Origin of the sequence: Saccharospirillum alexandrii (genome assembly GCF_004000275.1) — a bacterium.
GTDB lineage: Bacteria > Pseudomonadota > Gammaproteobacteria > Pseudomonadales > Natronospirillaceae > Saccharospirillum > Saccharospirillum alexandrii.
This window is the reverse complement of sequence record NZ_RCIP01000001.1, coordinates 922,050-938,146: the sequence shown is the minus strand read 5'-3', so window position 1 is coordinate 938,146 and position 16,097 is coordinate 922,050. Positions and strand designations below refer to the sequence as shown.

At 54.5% G+C, this 16,097-nt stretch carries 15 protein-coding genes; 9 read left to right on the top strand and 6 right to left on the bottom strand.

Annotation, left to right across the window (positions count from 1 at the left end; genetic code table 11):
* Window positions 1–161 precede the first annotated feature (161 nt).
* The 4 genes from EP166_RS04365 to EP166_RS04350 all read right to left on the bottom strand — a co-directional run bounded on the left by EP166_RS04365 (window position 162) and on the right by EP166_RS04350 (window position 4,835).
* Window positions 162–1,520: an undecaprenyl-phosphate glucose phosphotransferase gene (locus tag EP166_RS04365; protein WP_127555562.1), complete on the bottom strand. Its 1,359-nt coding sequence runs from the start codon at window positions 1,518–1,520 to the stop codon at window positions 162–164.
* 15 nt (window positions 1,521–1,535) lie between these two features.
* Entirely contained in the window at window positions 1,536–2,924 is a 1,389-nt protein-coding gene (locus EP166_RS04360; protein ID WP_127555561.1) for an O-antigen ligase family protein, read from the bottom strand.
* 158 nt (window positions 2,925–3,082) lie between these two features.
* Window positions 3,083–3,919 (bottom strand): glycosyltransferase family 2 protein, encoded by an 837-nt coding sequence (locus tag EP166_RS04355; RefSeq protein ID WP_127555560.1) that lies wholly within the window; start codon window positions 3,917–3,919, stop codon window positions 3,083–3,085.
* Window positions 3,920–3,965: 46 nt separating this feature from the next.
* A complete protein-coding gene (locus tag EP166_RS04350) occupies window positions 3,966–4,835 on the bottom strand; it encodes a glycosyltransferase (protein WP_127555559.1) in 870 nt (289 codons plus the stop codon).
* A gap of 137 nt (window positions 4,836–4,972) precedes the next feature.
* Between EP166_RS04350 and EP166_RS04345 the strand changes: the two genes are divergently transcribed.
* Window positions 4,973–5,908, top strand: coding sequence for a hypothetical protein (locus EP166_RS04345; RefSeq protein WP_127555558.1), 936 nt, complete (start codon window positions 4,973–4,975; stop codon window positions 5,906–5,908).
* Window positions 5,909–5,937: 29 nt separating this feature from the next.
* On the opposite strand, the gene EP166_RS04340 is transcribed toward EP166_RS04345, so the two are convergent.
* A complete protein-coding gene (locus tag EP166_RS04340; protein ID WP_127555557.1) occupies window positions 5,938–6,813 on the bottom strand; it encodes a polysaccharide pyruvyl transferase family protein in 876 nt (291 codons plus the stop codon).
* A gap of 319 nt (window positions 6,814–7,132) precedes the next feature.
* On the opposite strand from EP166_RS04340, the gene EP166_RS04335 reads away from it, so the two are divergent.
* Window positions 7,133–7,417, top strand: a complete 285-nt coding sequence (locus tag EP166_RS04335) for a BrnT family toxin (protein WP_127555556.1) — start codon at window positions 7,133–7,135, stop codon at window positions 7,415–7,417.
* The gene (locus tag EP166_RS04330; RefSeq protein WP_127555555.1) at window positions 7,404–7,658 is read left to right on the top strand and encodes a BrnA antitoxin family protein; all 255 of its coding nucleotides are present in this window, start codon (window positions 7,404–7,406) and stop codon (window positions 7,656–7,658) included. Before EP166_RS04335 ends, EP166_RS04330 begins: the two co-directional genes overlap by 14 nt.
* Window positions 7,659–7,938: 280 nt before the next feature.
* Here the strand turns inward: EP166_RS04330 and EP166_RS04325 are convergent, their stop codons facing one another.
* Window positions 7,939–10,125: a lipopolysaccharide kinase InaA family protein gene (locus EP166_RS04325; RefSeq protein WP_127555554.1), complete on the bottom strand. Its 2,187-nt coding sequence runs from the start codon at window positions 10,123–10,125 to the stop codon at window positions 7,939–7,941.
* A 142-nt stretch (window positions 10,126–10,267) separates the two neighbouring features.
* Between EP166_RS04325 and EP166_RS04320 the strand changes: the two genes are divergently transcribed.
* Genes EP166_RS04320 through EP166_RS04295 form a run of 6 tightly spaced genes read left to right on the top strand, consistent with a single transcriptional unit; the run spans window position 10,268 to window position 15,994 of the window.
* Window positions 10,268–10,978 carry a fused DSP-PTPase phosphatase/NAD kinase-like protein gene (locus EP166_RS04320; protein ID WP_127555553.1) on the top strand — a complete coding sequence of 237 codons (711 nt, stop codon included), beginning with the start codon at window positions 10,268–10,270 and terminating at the stop codon, window positions 10,976–10,978.
* Between the two features lie 19 nt (window positions 10,979–10,997).
* On the top strand, window positions 10,998–11,900 hold the full coding sequence (locus tag EP166_RS04315; RefSeq protein ID WP_127555552.1) for an ATP-grasp fold amidoligase family protein: 903 nt from the start codon (window positions 10,998–11,000) through the stop codon (window positions 11,898–11,900).
* On the top strand, window positions 11,890–12,900 hold the full coding sequence (locus EP166_RS04310) for a Stealth CR1 domain-containing protein (RefSeq protein WP_127555551.1): 1,011 nt from the start codon (window positions 11,890–11,892) through the stop codon (window positions 12,898–12,900). The genes EP166_RS04315 and EP166_RS04310 overlap by 11 nt, the downstream gene beginning before the upstream one ends.
* A complete protein-coding gene (locus tag EP166_RS04305; protein WP_164743810.1) occupies window positions 12,897–13,535 on the top strand; it encodes a YrbL family protein in 639 nt (212 codons plus the stop codon). The genes EP166_RS04310 and EP166_RS04305 overlap by 4 nt, the downstream gene beginning before the upstream one ends.
* Entirely contained in the window at window positions 13,528–14,235 is a 708-nt protein-coding gene (locus EP166_RS04300) for a fused DSP-PTPase phosphatase/NAD kinase-like protein (protein ID WP_127555549.1), read from the top strand. The genes EP166_RS04305 and EP166_RS04300 overlap by 8 nt, the downstream gene beginning before the upstream one ends.
* The gene (locus tag EP166_RS04295) at window positions 14,228–15,994 is read left to right on the top strand and encodes an ABC transporter ATP-binding protein (protein WP_220432478.1); all 1,767 of its coding nucleotides are present in this window, start codon (window positions 14,228–14,230) and stop codon (window positions 15,992–15,994) included. Before EP166_RS04300 ends, EP166_RS04295 begins: the two co-directional genes overlap by 8 nt.
* Window positions 15,995–16,097 lie beyond the last annotated feature (103 nt).

Genomic DNA, 16,097 nt, shown 5'->3' with positions numbered 1-16,097 from the left:
CGGCCAAACATGGCCCTTGGGGGAATAACCCCGCAACAGAAACTGGCCGCAGCGGCCTACGTTCTACTTTTGACATACCCTATAAAAGGGGGATTACCGCTATCCTTACCCAAACATTGGGTTAATAATAGGCAGCTACACAATCTTATTTATAGAGTTTATTAATAAGCATTTTTATTAAAAAAACCTTTAAAGATTGTCATAATGATAATCTTTAAGTCCAACCAGACTGACCAGTTGTCAATATAAAACAAGTCATATTCAACTCGTTTAGCCATTTTTTCTAGCGTTTCTGTCTCTCCTCGTAGCCCATTTACCTGCGCCCAGCCGGTTATGCCTGGCTTCACCTTGTGGCGGCGCATGTAGCTTTCTACAAGTTCGCGGTAGTATTCATTGTGTTGAATTGCATGTGGTCGTGGACCAACAATACTCATGCGCCCTTGAATTACATTATAGAACTGCGGCAGTTCATCTAAGCTGGTCCGTCGTAAAAATCTACCAAGTGGTGTAATTCTAGGGTCGTTCTTAGTAGCTTGAGTTACTCTGTTTACCGTCTCCTGGTGTATCTTCATTGAACGGAATTTGTAGACTTTAATCGGCTTGCCGTCTATACCGTTCCGTTTTTGTTTGAATAATACGGGGCCAGGCGATGTGAGTTTAACAGCTAGCGCAATTCCAAGCATGATGGGTGAAACCATGATGAATATGCCGATACCCAATACAATGTCTTCCAATCGTTTTATCAATCCGGCCATACCATCCATTGGTGATAGGCTCATGTCCATTACCTGAATCCCGGCAATTTGGCTGACTTTGTGGTTCAGCAGTCGCAGGTCACTTACATCAGGAACATAGCGTACATTTTGTGTATTGTTTCGCAATTCGAACATTACTTTCTTTACCCAGTCGCCTTCAGCCAGTGAGGCCACTAACCAAACTTCGTCTGCAAGACTGTTTAGATTCAAGTTTTCTATCAAGTTCTTGATGTTTAAATCATCGTTCGTGCAGTATGAAGCCACTACATCAAAACCGCTCCACCTTGCCATTTGAAGTTGGCTCTCTACGTTTCGGCAGCTTTGTTGCTGCCCCAATAGTACCACTCTTCTTCTGTTGTGTCCGCGGGCTCTATATATCGCCAAGAAGCTATATACTGCCAAGCGTGCAACTAAAGCCATGGCTAAGCCAATTAACCACCAGCCAGTTAGCCAGATTCTGGAAAAATATTCACCCTGATGAGTTAACACCAGTACTGTGAGTAGGCTAGCTCCCGCCAATGTCCATGCACCTAACAAACGACCTGCCAACTGGAAACCATAGTGTCCTCGCCAGGAAGTGTATGCAGCTTTGTAGGAAGTAAAAAAAGCAACCAGTAGTGCACCGATGATTGTCGCGATGAGGAAGCGATCTGGTAGGCTTAAGTTACCGAAACGGATGTAGTAGGCTAAATAAGAAGCAGCTGTGACACTCGTAAGGTCTATTAACCGAAATAGTAATGGAGAAAGTTGATCAAACTTGTTCATATGAATAGTAATCCTTTACCTAGCGGTAACTTGATGTTCAATTCGTTTGTTTTTTATTGAAGTGAGGTTAGCCCTAAGTATACAGCTTGTGATTGGTGCATAAGCAATTGAAATAATAAATGCGCCACTCCAGAAGAAAAGGTAAGATTCAAATATATTGATCACAAAATAGTAGAGTGTGATCAAGGCTGTGAATGTTACAAGCATTGTCGAAGCGCAACCGGCTTTCCACAGATTAATCGATCTGGCTAGCATGTAAATGAATACCGCCAGCAGAGTCAACAAGCCAATAAAGCCATATGAGATGGTAAATTCAATGAACGTATTATGAAAGTGGCGGATACAACATTCTACGAAGGGTGATAATTTTTCCGAAGATGAAATGGCGGTGTCTCTTACATCTCCACCCCAACCGGTAAAAGGGCGCTTTTCGATCCACTGAGCGGCTATAATCCAGGTTTCAAGGCGGACACCCATGCTATTGGGGGGGATGTTTTCAAAGTCACCCGCTAACAGTGGTTCCACCACGGTCATTTCAGTTTGAAATCTTTCCAGTACGGGCTTAGCAGTTATCGGAACAACACCCAAAACGATGATGGTGAGTATCCCAAGTGTAATTATTGCTTTATTGCGGTGCTTGTTATTTTTGGATCGAATAATCCAAATCAGAGTACCAAGGGTAGCTATGACGCCACAGATAGCCAATCCCAACCAGGTTGCTCTTGTTTGGGTTGTAATAACGCCAGCAATAGCCCACAACAGTGCAATACCAAATAGTAGACCACCAACGAATCGGGCGCGTTTATTAGTCGCACTCAGAATAGTAGGTCCAAAACACAGGGCCGCGATTAACGCAGTGCCCGAGTACATCGCTGTATGCTGCCAATTGATTAGTCCCCATCCGGCTCGCTGACCATCAAGTGCTTTTGCTAGCGAATCTGAGAATTCAGGATTAACGAACACGCCTATCATGAATCCGAATAGAGCTATCGCAAAAAATGTATACCAAGTTCGGGGTGAATTACCAAGCCACCATCCGAATGGAAGAAACAGCATCAACCTAGCCATCTTATCAGTACTTTCATAGGCCAAAGCAGTTTCGGGGCTTTGCAAGTAGTGAATGCCGAATAGCAGTATAGGTACCAGAATGAATAGGAACAAAAGCCAAACGATTGGTTCGCGTTTTAGAACTCGCCATTGATGTACCAGTATGCCCAGGAACAGCAGGGTGGCCAGGCTCTCTGGGAATCGGTTAATGCTCGTTGGCGTCCATAACTTAATGAACACAGCAATGAAGGTAGAGAGCAGCCCAATCCACACCACAATATTGGGCCCGCGATGAAAGTCTGAAGGAAACCAGCGGTTTACATTGAATGGTGATAGCGGTTGGCTGGTTTCGGGCATTTAGACTGTCACTAAGTGTTTGATTTAATTAGCCAGAATGGTAGCACAGGGTAGTGACTTTGTTCACCTTGACACGTCTATTTTGGGCATCTCGGTATGTTCTGCTTTTGTAGGCAAATGTAGCTTATTACCAATGTGGGTTGTGTGTTGTTTGCTGTTTAGTCGGGCGTTTCCAGTTTTTCTATTCCGTTTTTAGCCTTGTACCGCCCAGTTGCTTTCACTTCATCCCGTATCGCCCGGTTTTTGGCCCATATTTCCGGTTTGGCGTATCCCCGGGCGTGGTCTAGGTGCAGGCACACGGCGCTGTAGCGTATCTGGCGGGATACCAGGCCCTTGTTCCACAGGCGTTCGCCTAGTTCGCGGTCTAGCCCGCCGTATTGCATGTCTTCGTTGAAGCCGTTGGCGTCTTTGATGTCTTGCGTCCAGGTAGAGCTGTTCATGCCGTTCCAGGTGGCTTTGGTGGGGGTGAGGCTGTTTAACAGCTTTACCAGCCAGGGGCGCCGTGTCAGTTTCCACAGTTTGTGGGTGTTGGGCTGGCCGTGTTGGGTCAGCCAGTCGCGCTTGAACACAGCGCCGCTGCGAATATCGGCCTCGGTAATGGCTTCAGATACCGGCATGGTGAGTTTGATGTACCCGCCCGATAAAAAGGTGTTTGGGGCGGCCATGGCTTTGTGGGTGGCTATGAAGTCTTCGCGAGGAATGCAGTCGCCATCGGTAAACACCAGGTAGTCGCAGTCGGTCTCGGCAATGGCTTTGTTGAGTATGGTGCATTTGCGGAAGCCCTGGTCTTCGTGCCACACGTGAACCAGGTTCAGGCGGCCGCGAGCGTTTACCTCGTCTATCAGGGCTCGGGTGTCGTCTGTAGAACCATCGTCGGCGATTATGACGGTAAAGTCGGGGTCTGTCTGGGTTTCATAGCCACTTAGCACGTGGGCAAGCCAGCGCGGCGAGTTGTAGGTGGTTATAACCACGCCAAGACGTTGCGGTTGTTGCATGGTGGGTCCTGTTGCTTGCGGTTTCGGGGGCGAAGTTTAGCCTGTTTCAGGCGGGTTCGTCTTTAGTGGGGGCGCTGGTTTTACCCGCTGTTGTGGTTGCAGTGCCCAGGTCGTAGTGCTCGCGAATGGCATTCCATTGGGTGCGGTTCTGGTCGAGTTTGATGTTGGTTTTGCCCAGGGCTTCAGCCTGGGAGCGAATAATGGGTATGGGCTTGCGCGGAGGCTGTTCGCTGCGGCGGGTTTGGGTGCCGTTCAGCAGGCTCATGGCTTTGAACCACAGGTCGTCGGCCCGGGGGGCCAGGTTCAGGTAGAGCTTTGGGTCGGTGGTATCCCGGTGCAAGCGGTTGGCCGGGTAGAGCGTGCCGCCGAAGCCAATGGCCAGGGTATCCCGGTGGCTGGTGCCGCGTTGCTCCATGCGCCACTGGGCGTAGGGCAGGGTGTCGCCCTGTTCGCTGTAATGAATGCGCCGGCATTCGTGGCCAATTACGTCGTCCGGGTGGTTTTGGTGCTCCTGGTAAAGCGTTGCCAGCCAGTTGGGGCGGTAGAGCAGGTCGTCGTCGCAGGTAACGATGGTTTTGCCCGGGAAGGCCGCCAGGGCGTGCACCAGTTTGCGGTGCGCGCAGGTCTGGTCGGCGTAGCGTATTTCGAACAGCTCGTTTTGCAGAGCGTTCAACCGTTCGGGCACCTGGGGTTTCAGGTCGTGGTGCAGCCACAGCACCAGTTTTTCCGGGTGCACGGTTTGTCGCAGCAGGCTGCGCACGGTTAGGTGCAGTATTGGCAACCGGGAGGGGATGGAGGTGAACGACACCACAACGGGTACGGTTTGCCCCTTTGCCTTGCTTAACAAGTGGCTTACCGGCGTAAGCCAGAGCGCTGCGGAGTGCCAGGCTGAGACAGGGTATTCTTTGAGTTTCATAACGCCCTTAGTGTTGGGGAAGGCTGCGGGGTCACTGATCTTGTCGGCCAAGTGTAACCAAGCGTTGCACGGGCGTCATTAAACGGTAAGAGTTTTGGCACACACTGCGGGCAACTGTGTAATTGGGTGTGCCTACCATGCTAGCTACTTCAGCCGGAACCGCGCGTTACAAGCCATTTAAACCCTTTACCCAGTTTGTTCGGCTGGGGTACCGGTTAACGCACCCGCCCAGCATGCATCACGTGGCCCGTACTTTGCCGTATTTGAACCTCTCGCCGCAGGGCGATGTATGGCGGTTGCATTGGCAGGGGCGCTTCGTGACTGAAACGCATTCGTGGGCGGCTTTACGCCAAAACGCGCCTGAACAGCTGTTTGTGGTGGGCAGCGGGCCTTCGGTTCGTGAGCAGAATCTGGCGCCTCTGGCTCGCGCTGCGTGCGTGTTGGTTAACGGTGCGGTGGCGTTGTGCCGGGAGGGGGTGGTTAAGCAGCCCTACGCCGTCGTGATTGAAGACGCCCGCTTTATTCAGGAAAAAGGCGATATGCTGCGGTGCCTGCCCAGAGGCACCCGTTTGTGCCTGGTGGGCAGTGCGCTGCAGGCACTGGGCGCGCTAGACCCGGCCTTGTTCGGACACTTTCGGTTGTATTACCTCGATGGTTTTGAAACCCCCTACGGCAAACCCCGGCGTTCTCTGGAAGAGGTACCCCCACAGCATTACCGCCGCAAAGGCGAGGCAAAGCTCAGCCTGAACCTGCAGCAGGGCCATTTTGGGTGCGGCACGGTGATGTATGCGGGGGTGCAGCTTGGCTTTCATCTGCGCGTGCGGCAGCTGTTGCTGGTGGGGTTCGATATGACGAATTTTAACCAGCCCCGTTTCTATGAAACGCCGGAGAACGCCGCCTGGTGTGGGCTTGAGAAGGCTTTTCACTCGCGCGTTTTACCGGCGTTTGAGCTGGCGGCACAAACCGCACGCCAGATGGGCATGACCTTCGAAAATTGTTCCCACACCTCGGCGGTGCCCCGTTCAATACTGCCGTTTAACCCGCTGCTGATGCCCACCTCGGGCAACCAGTAGCCGCTAAAGTCACCTGGAAGAGGCGTTGCTTAGGCCAACCCGGCCGATTGCAGAATGCCCCGGTCGACCAGGCCCTGTGCGAAACACTGGTTGATATCCCTGAATTCGTCTCTTGTTTCACTTGGACTGGCCAGGCGGGCGCCGTTTTTAAACGGCGGGTTTTCCAATTGGTGTTGCAAGCTGGCGGGGTCGCCCCGCTGTATGGGCGTTATGGCGGCCGGGTCGAGCCCCAGGCTGCGGTACAGGCTGATGAATTTTGACGAGTAGCCCAGCAAGATAACCTCGTGCCCGGTAAGCAGGGCCCAGTAGGCCCCGTGGTAGGAATTGGTGATGACCCGCTGGCACCGGGCCAGGGCGCTGGCTGTTTCTGCGGCGCTGGCGTTATTGTAACGCAAGTGCCAGCCCCGGGCGTTTGCCAGGGCCAGGTGGTGCTCGGCTGCCTTGCGGTGGGTGACGTTCGGGTCGGCATTCAGGAATAGCAATGTGCCGGTGCGGGCGGCTGGTGTGTTGAGCATGGGGTGCAGGCAGGATACACAGGGCAGAAAATGCGCGTCGGTTACTCGGTCTTTGTCTCTCAGGCCCCAGGCCAGAAAGGGCAGCCTGGTAACGGTTGAACCGGTTGCCTTACTGCGGGATTCGCCAACGCCCCACAGTACGGTATTGCCAGGTTTGTAGCCGTAGTGTCGAATGTATTTCACGCCATACCGCCCATAAGCGCCACCGCCCATGATCACCAGGCCGGGCTGGGCGGGCGTTAGGTTGAAATAATGCCGGGGTGAGCATAGGTCGTCGCCTACGTTGTAGAGCCTGGGTTGGTGGTGCACGAACGTAAGGCCGTTCTCAGTCGGCCAGGCTGGGTGTGCAGGCGCGGGTCTTCGGTTAAACCAGGTAGTGGGAAATGACATGGAAGGCGGGGTGATCAGTGAGTGGTTGGTACCGTAACAGGCAAATGTTGCAGTTTGGTGAATGGAAAGGGTGAAAGACGCAGGACATTCACGGACGCGAAACAACAAGAGGCGCGACACATGAACTGACGTTTTGGAGGGTTGGGCGTCTTTTCGCGTTTTTCGTTCCCTTTTTGAAGGTTGCGTCAGTCGGTGTTCTTCGCTCCTTCCTGTATCGCGTCAGTTAGTGTTCCGTGTTGTTCCATGTCTCTCAGGTTTTCTTTTTCTACCGATCTGCTATGCTTTTGTGTAGGTACAGTGTTATTACAAGGAAAGGTGAGTGCAGTTTGAATGGGATGATCAAAAAAGCCAGATGAATGCTCGCAAGCACGGTGTATCCTTTGAATTGGCCAAAGAGGTGTTTGCAGACCCTCTTCATGTCGCGCGGTTAGATCACCGTTACAGTTATTTTGAAGAGCGTTGGATTACCTTGGGCAGTAAAAAGAACAGGCAAATCTTGGTTGTCGCTAATGTTTTCTTCACAGATGAAGGTGAAGAAGTTATTCGCATCATCAGCGCAAGAGAGGCGAATCGCAGTGAGAGGTCATTCTATGAGAACACTTGAGCAAAGGGCAGCGTTGGACGATTTTGAGCTGGAGGCTGATTACGATTTCTCAAGCGGCGTTCGGGGTCGTTTTTATTCGGCTAAAAAGGTATCCACCACTATCCGCCTGGATAACGATGTCGTGTTGCTATTGAAGAAACAAGCTGCAGAAAAACACATTGGTTACCAGACCCTGATTAACACCATACTCCGCGATTATTCCATGCACTCTGTGCACGGTTCAGAGCGGGAGAAAACGTAAGTCATTAAAATACATAAAATATTAAAAAACGCGAAACATGAAGAGGCGCAATACCTTCACTGACGTGAAATATTGAAGGACGCTGGGCCAGGCTAGCAGTGTCTTATACATTTGTGGGAAGCCATTCCTCTGGGTGACGGGGAGAATAAGTGACCCGTGATTTTGGCCTTTTGGCAGTGGTTTCGTTCACTGGCCGGGGGGGCTTCCGGTCGGGCAGAGGACTGCCCTCCAGCGGGTGTGGTGGGTTGTTCGTCTGCTGTCGCTTCGCATCTCTTCCAATTCAGGCTGAAGGTTTGTGCAGGTAAATCGGGCTTCCGGTTAGGGTTAGGGTGTCTCCCGCTTTTGCAGCCAGAGGGTGGCCAGTTAGGTCGGTTACCCGTGCCGTGTCTGAGCCTAGTGTTAACTGGCTGCCGCTCAACGAATACACTAGGCTCACTCCGTCGAAATGCCACCAGATCGCGCCTTGTTTTTCTTCCCGCCCCCGGAAGGTCTCGCCCGCCATCAGGCTGTGAAAATGCACCAGCGCAGGCCAGCCGGGGCGTTCACGCCAGCCGTTCAGGTCGTCAATCAGCCCAAAGCCGGGGTGGGAGAGGCGCCACCACCAAATGCGCTCGGTGGTGCCCGAACACAGGGCAATGAGTGCATAGCGAATCATGTAGGCCGCGCTTTCTTGCTCGCTTACGTGCAGGGGGCTCTCCGGTTTGCCCTGGGGCCGGTAGGCACCGGCCAGGGGCGAGTAGTCGCCGGTGTTGTGCAGCGGCCAGTTCACTTCGGTAATGTAGAAACCGGCTTTGCCGTAGGTGTCGGCCAGTGCTTTGGCGTACAGGCACTTCTCTAGGGTGGAAAAGCCGCTTTGGGCGTTTTCCGGCGCGCCGCGGCGGTCTACGTAGAGGTGGTTCGAAAGTGCATCGACGGGCTCACCCGCCGCTTCCAGTAATGGCGGGTAATATTGGAATTCAAAGTCATTCACCGCCGGGCCCAGAAAGGTGAGGTGCGGGTAGCGGGCTTTGAGTTCGCTCACCCCCTGCCAAATGCGCGACATCTCTTCCAGGTTCCAGAACCCCCATTTCACCCGGTTGACGGCGTGGCCAATTTCAACACAGTGCAGGTAGGGCTGAGTAGCGGTTATGGCATCGTGAACAAAGGCTTGCCAGCGCGCCGGTTCAATCACCGCCAGGCGGGATTGCACAAGGCCTAGTGAGACCTCGTGGCCGGCGTCGGCCAGTTGTTTCACGGCATCTATGCAGCGCTGCAAGTGCGGTTCGCTCAGATGGAAGTACACCCGCAAGAACACCGGCAGCCCGGGGGTTGCGCGCAGCTGGCTGAGTTGTTGCGGCCAGTGTTCGTCTACATCAAGGCAAACACCCAGTCGGGTGGCCATGGGTACCGGCCGGGCAAAGGCGGCCGCTTTCAGCTGCTTGTAGTGGCGGCGTATGGCGGGCGCGCGGCGCAGGTTGGCCGAAAGTGTGGGCCAGAGGTCGCGTTTGGTGCGCCAGCGGGCCCGGTCTTTCCCCTTGAGCATCACCGAGGGCTGTGCCGATTTTGAATCCCACAGCCACACATCCCGCTCGCTGGGCTGACCGGTCGATACCGTTTTGTTGGCCGGCTGCGCGGCCGGGGCAAGCCATTGCTTGAGCGTGCGAATGGGGTGGCGCCATTTGCGCGACCGCTGGTGCAGCAGGAAACGCGCCCGGTACCGGTCGGCCCATTTTTGAAAGTCTGCGGGAATGGGGCCGTCGTTCCAGTAAATGTGCCGGAAGATTTGCAGAAAATGGGACGGAATTTTCATGCGTTCCATGTCTTCGGCCCGTTCTCGCAGGCTGGGGTCGGCTTTCAACCGGCCGCGGTTCAGGTCGATAAACGCAGGTTGCGACCATTCGGCCGGCCCGGTGCGCTGCATAAGAATGTTTTGCGGGCCCAGGTCGCCGTGAATAAACCCACTGTCGTGCATGGTTCGAATGGCGTTGGCGCTGAACCGCAACAGTTTAATGAAGTCTTCTGCGTAGGGGCGTTCGCGCAGCAGATAGGTCATTTCGGAGTAAAGATCGGTCGAATCGGCAATGTACCGGGTAATCAGGTAGCTCTCGATCAGCCGGTCGCCTTCCCAGCGTTCCATATAGCCTATGGGCTCGGCTACCGCCGCACCCTGCGCATACAGGTGCTTGCTGAAGGCATGGGCCCGCGCGGCTTTGCTGCCACGTTTGCGGTACAGCTTGGCGCGCAGTGCATCGGGCTGTTTAAAGGCTTTGATGCATACGGCTTCTGCGGTGGGGTTTAGCGGGTCATCGAGGCGGTAAACGCGGTTGCGCTGCCGGTACAGTAAGTCGGCCTCCTGGCTTTGCAGCCGGGTGTGCAAACCCGCCAGCCAGCGTTGCACGGTATCGGTCGCGTAACGTTGCTCAACTTCACCTTCGTAACCCGGCAAGTTGAGTGTGGTAAGCGGCGTGTAGGCTGGTGGTTGTGTCATGCGTTCAGGGGCTGGCAGCGGGTTAAAGGCGGCCGCGAAGCATACCCGAGAAGGGCGTTTCAGGCAAAAATCAACGGTAGGAAAGCCGGGCGGGTTTGAGTACCATACGCCCGTTTGAATTTATCGGGTTACCCACCTTTTCATGCCAGCTACCAAAACAGGCAAAACCTCGTTGATGTCACGCTGGCGGTCCGTCTGGCCTGGGCAGATGCAACGGCCCCTGGCGCGCTTGGCGGCCTGGGCCGATTTATTGGTGGTAGACCTGGGGCTGCTGCGCATGCCGGTTAACCGGCCATTTCAGGTGGCACCGGGGGTGTGGCGCTCGAACCAGCCCACTCCCTGGCGCTTGCGGGCGCTGGCACGCCGTGGTTTTGGCACGGTGATCAATCTACGGGGCGAAGGCCACAGTGGTGGCTTTCACCTGGAGCAATACCACGCCGCGCGTTTGGGGTTGCAATTGCACAGCATGAAGCTCAGCTCCCGGCGCCCGCCAACCCTGGAGCATCTGGAAACCTTGCTGAATCTGTTCGAAACCGCCCCCAAGCCTATGTTGTTTCATTGTAAGTCGGGTGCAGACCGGGCTGGCCTGGTGGCCGCGCTGTATCTTATTTACCTTGGCAGGCCAGCGGCAGAAGCGAAAGCCCAGCTGTCTTTGCGCTTCTTACACATTAAAAGCGCTTCGACCGGAATGATGGATTTTTTCATCGAGACTTACGAAAAGGCTAACCTGGCTACTGGCATCTCATTCGAAGATTGGATGCGCACCGGGTACGATCGAACCGAGATGATCCGGCAGTTTAAAGCCCGGCCTGGCAGTAATTGGCTGGTCGACCGATTGTTGCGTCGCGAATAAGCTTACAGGAACCCGATGTATGAAATGGCTATTACGCACCTGGGAAGAACAACTGGTGGCCGGGCTCGACCGCCTGCTGGGCTTCCCGCGTGAGCGCAAGCGGTTTTTGAAAGCTCATGGTTACCCCCTTAACCTTAAAAACCCGACGTCGTTTAACGAAAAAATCTGCTGGAAAAAAATATACGATCGGAACCCGCTGTTACCGGTTATTGCCGATAAATACCGGATGCGCGAATTCGTAAAAGAGGTATTGGGTGCCGAGGCTGCCGAGCGTATTTTAATGCCTTTGCTGGCGGTGGCTAGCCGCCCTGAAGATCTGGATTTCGACGCGCTGCCCAATCAATTTGTGGTTAAGTCTAACCATGGGTCGGGCAATAACCTCATTGTGAAAGACAAATCGTCATTCGATGTAGCGGCTTTCAATAAGCAGGCAAACGCCTGGTTGCGCGAGCCGTATGGCATTCGAAATCACGAGTGGGCTTATACTCATGTAGCGCGCAAAATAATGGTTGAGCAACTGTTGCTGGATGCATCGGGTGGCATTCCCGCCGACTACAAGTTCTGCATGATTCATGGCCAGTGCGAGTTTATAAAGCTCGATAACGACCGCTTTAACGACTTCACCTCAACCTTATACGATTCCCGCTGGAATAAACTTGATGTTCGCTGGCGAAGGCCTCAGGCAGCTTACACACCACCGCCGCAACATCTGAACGAGATGCTGGCTGTAGCAGAAAAACTCTCAGAAGCGCTCGACTTTATAAGAGTGGATTTTTATGTGCTGGGCGACCGGTTCTACGTCGGCGAACTGACGAACTACCCGGTCAGAGGGCGCGGCAAATTCACACCCACCCAGTTTGATATTGATTTGGGCAGAAAGTGGCACCTGGGCAGGCAACAGGGTGTTCACAATGGCCGTTAGTAACGGGCCGGAAATAGACGCCGTTGTCACCTGGGTAAACGGGGAAGACCCGGCTCATCGAGCCAAGCTGAACGCCTACCTCGAATCAATTGGCCACCGGCCAAAAGTAGCAGATGCCCGGCGGTACCAGGAAACGGGGGAGTTTGCTTACTGCATTGCCTCGCTGTTGACGTTTGCTCCCTGGTTACGAAAAATACACATCGTTGCCGACGCTCAGGAACCGGCATTTATGGCGGCCATCCGTCAGTCGCCCTGGCGCGATAAGGTCGTGATGGTCGACCATGCCGCCTTGTTTAAAGGATATGAACACGGACTGCCGACTTTTAACATTCGGTCGATTAAGTCGATGTTCTGGAACATTCCAGGCTTGGCAGAACAGTTTGTATTTCTGAACGACGACTTCATGCTGATGCGACCCGTGCAGCCCGCTCACTGGTTTAACCAGGGCAGGGTGGTATTGTCTGGCCGCTGGCAACTACAACGGCCGGGGCTTGTTGTGCGGCAGGTGTTTGGGGGCGGCCGAGAGGCCGATGCGCGGCCGGGTAACCACCAGGCCCAGGCTTACTCAGCCTGGTTGGCTGGTTACCGGTTTCGCTATTTCAAGGTGCCGCACAAACCCCACCCCTTGTTGAAGTCGGTTATGGCGGCTTATATGGCGGCTCACCCAGAGAAGCTGGCGCGTAATATGAGCTTTCGGTTGCGCGATGGCTCGCAGTTTCTGGCCGACTCGCTGGTGAACCACCTGGCCATGAAGCAGGGTAAGGCCGAAGTGGATAATCGGGTCGCGACCCTAAGGTTCAAACCAGCCGATTACTGCCAGCCACGGCTGAGCGATCTATTGAAACGCATCGAGACCGACCCGACCATTCTGTATGCGTGTTTCCAGAGCCTGGAGAGTATGGACGATTCAACCCGACACACCTTTTTTAGCTGGCTGGACCAGCACATTGGTCGCCCGGAAGCCCTGTTTGCCAATGGCCCTGGCGGTGAACCATTGTGATTCTGGATCCCGTTACGCTCACCAGTCATACACCGTTGCTGAACAGTAAGACGCGCTGGGTCTATGAACACCCGGATTCCAGAGACGTGCTGATTAAAGTGCACATGAGTCGAATGGACCAGAAACCGGCGCAGGGGCTAAAAGGCTGGTTTGCGCGGCAGGAAGACCATTTCATGTACACCACGGGCATGCTGCGGGAGCTGAAGCAGTTTGTTGAATCCCGCTATCGGGACTACGGTGACATTGTGCACCACATTGCCCCGGTATACGGCGTTGTCGATACGGATTTGGGCCTCGGGTTGCTGGTCGCCGCCGCTCGCGATGCCCAAGGCAACCTCGCGCCCACCGTGCGCAAACTGATGCAGCAGCGTGCAATGACGGCCACCCGGCAACAGAAACTGGAACAGGTGCTGCAGGCCATCGAGAAGACTGATCTGGTGATTGGTGACCTGAATGCGGAGAACATTGTTCTGCAGGGGGCTGGTGGGGAAGACGAACGGTTTGTCATTATCGACGGGCTGGGCGAGCGAACCTGGATCCCCACGCAAAGCCTGATCAAAGCCGTGGGCAAACGCAGAAAACAGGCGTTTGTGGCTAAAATGCGGCGCCGTTTGGCAGGCTTGGCGCATGGCTGACTCGTATTTCGATCGTAAGCTGAAGAGTATGCGCCGCTATGTCGCAGCTCATTTCGACCGGCCAGGTGCCCGGGCCATTGCCTGGTTCGATGCCATGGTGATCGACCACGGCCTGCTGCGCCCATTGTGGAACCGCCCGAAACCCTTCACGGCGAATGCATGGCGGGGCAATCAGCCCAGCGCAGGCCAGGTGCGCCGCATGGCACGTGAAGGCATGCAGACCATCGTGAGTTTGCGCGGGTTGGGGAACATAGGTGCTTCGCTGTTTGAGGTTGAAGCGGCCGAGCAGGCGGGCGTTAACCTGATTTCATTTCGCATGTCATCGCGTGGGGCGCCCAAGCCAGAGCGTGTGAACGAGCTGATCGAGCTGATGCTCAGTGTTGAAACACCGGTGTTGTTTCACTGTAAATCCGGTGCAGATCGCTCGGGGTTTGCCGCCGGGGTGTATTTACTGGCGACCGGACAGGGCGCGGTAGCGGATGCCAAGGCGCAGCTTTCCTGGCGGTATTTGCATTTTAAAGGCGCAAAAACTGGGCTGCTGCATGAATTTTTTTGCGAGTTCGAGCGGTACACGGCCACCACGCCGGTTGAGTTCAGGCAATGGGTGACCGATGTGTACGACCCGCAGCAATTAGAGCGTAATTTCAAACCCGGTGGTTTTGCCAGTTGGGTTGTCGACAAGGTGCTAAGGCGTGAATGAGTTCGATTTGGAAAACCACCAGAATACCCCTCGCCGGGAGCTGATCAGACGGCTGTGGCATGGTTATTTGCGCAGCCATCTCGGCGTGTTGCTGGTGGCGGCGGTGCTGGTGGTGATAGAGGGCAGTGCCTTGGGCCTGCTCAGCTACCTGGTTCAGCCGATGTTCGACCAGGTGTTCGTGCAAGGCAATGCCGACCAGGTGGTGTGGATCGCCCTGGCGATTTTTATCGTGTTCACGGCGCGTGCACTCGGCGGCTTTGGCCAGCGCGTCATTACCGTTACCGTGGGCTTGCGTGTGGTGACCGGCCTGCAAAAAGACATGCTCAGCCACTTGGTTCGGCTCGATTCGGGGTTCTTTGGTACCCATTCGCCCGGTGCGCTGATTGAACGGGTTCGGGGCGATACCCAGGCGTTAAAAAGCTTTGCCAGCACCGCGCTGATCAACCTGGGGCGGGATTCTATTTCGCTGATTGCCCTGTTAACCGTCGCCATGCTGGTCGACTGGCGCTGGACTTTGTTTGCGTTGTTTGGGCTGCCGCTACTGTCGTTCCCCATTGCCTTGCTGCGCCGGTTGATTCTGAAAACCACGCGCAGTTCGCGGGAAGTGTCGTCGTTATTGTCGATGCGTCTCGACGAAATTTTTCACGGCATTAACGCCATTAAACAGAATAATCTCGAGGCGCACGAAGACGGTCGCTTTCAGAAAGAAACCGAACGGTTTTTTAAATACCAGCGGCGTTCGGAAATTGGCAAGGCGGCGATGCCGGCGATGATTGACCTGGTGGCTGGCTTTGGCTTTGTGGCGGTTGTGATTTATGGCGGGCATCAGATCATCGAAGGTGAAAAAACCATCGGTCAGTTCATGAGTTTTTTTACCGCCATGGCACTGATTTTTGACCCGTTGCGCCGGCTGAGTAACATCAGTGGTGCCTTCCAGGCGGCCAGCGCCAGCCTGGAGCGTATTTACAGCGTTCTGGATTTGAAACCAAACATCGTTACACCGCCAAACCCAGTGCCGGTGCCTGCGAATGTAGGCGAGCTGGACATCGTGATGGATCACCTCAACTTTGGCTATGCTGATAAATCGGTGTTGCACGATCTGAGCCTAATCGCCCCAGCCGGGAAAATGACGGCCCTGGTGGGTGCCTCGGGCGCGGGTAAAACCACGCTGTTCAATTTGTTAACCCGGCTGGTGGACCCGCAATCGGGCACCATTCGGTTGGGCGATGTGCCGATTAACCAGTTGGATCTGATTGAACTGCGGCAGTTGTTCGCCGTGGTCAGTCAGGATTCGGCGTTGTTCGACGAAAGCATTAAACAGAACATTCTGCTGGGTAAGTTGGATGCCGATATGGCCAGCGTCGACAAGGCCGCCAAAGAGGCACTGGTCGATGAGTACACTCGCCAGTTGGAAGCTGGGCTGGATACACTGGCCGGCCCGCGTGGTACGAACCTTTCGGGCGGTCAGCGCCAGCGCGTGGCCATCGCCCGGGCGCTGCTGCGCGATGCGCCCATTCTGCTGCTCGACGAAGCCACCTCGGCGCTCGATACCCGCACCGAAAAACTCATTCAGGAAACCCTGGAAGACCTCGCCAAGCGCAAAACCACCCTGGTGATTGCGCATCGGTTAAGCACGGTGATGAATGCCGATTTGATTCATGTGCTGGAAGAAGGGCGGGTGATTGAAAGCGGTACTCATGATGAGTTGCTGGCCAAGCGTGGGGCTTACTTTAATTTGCATTCTACGTTTGAGGCTTGAAAAAACGCAGGACATTAATAGACGCAAAACACTGAAAGACGTAGGACATGGAAAGACGCTGGACACTAAATGACGTCAGTTCATGTTGTGCGTCACTTAATGG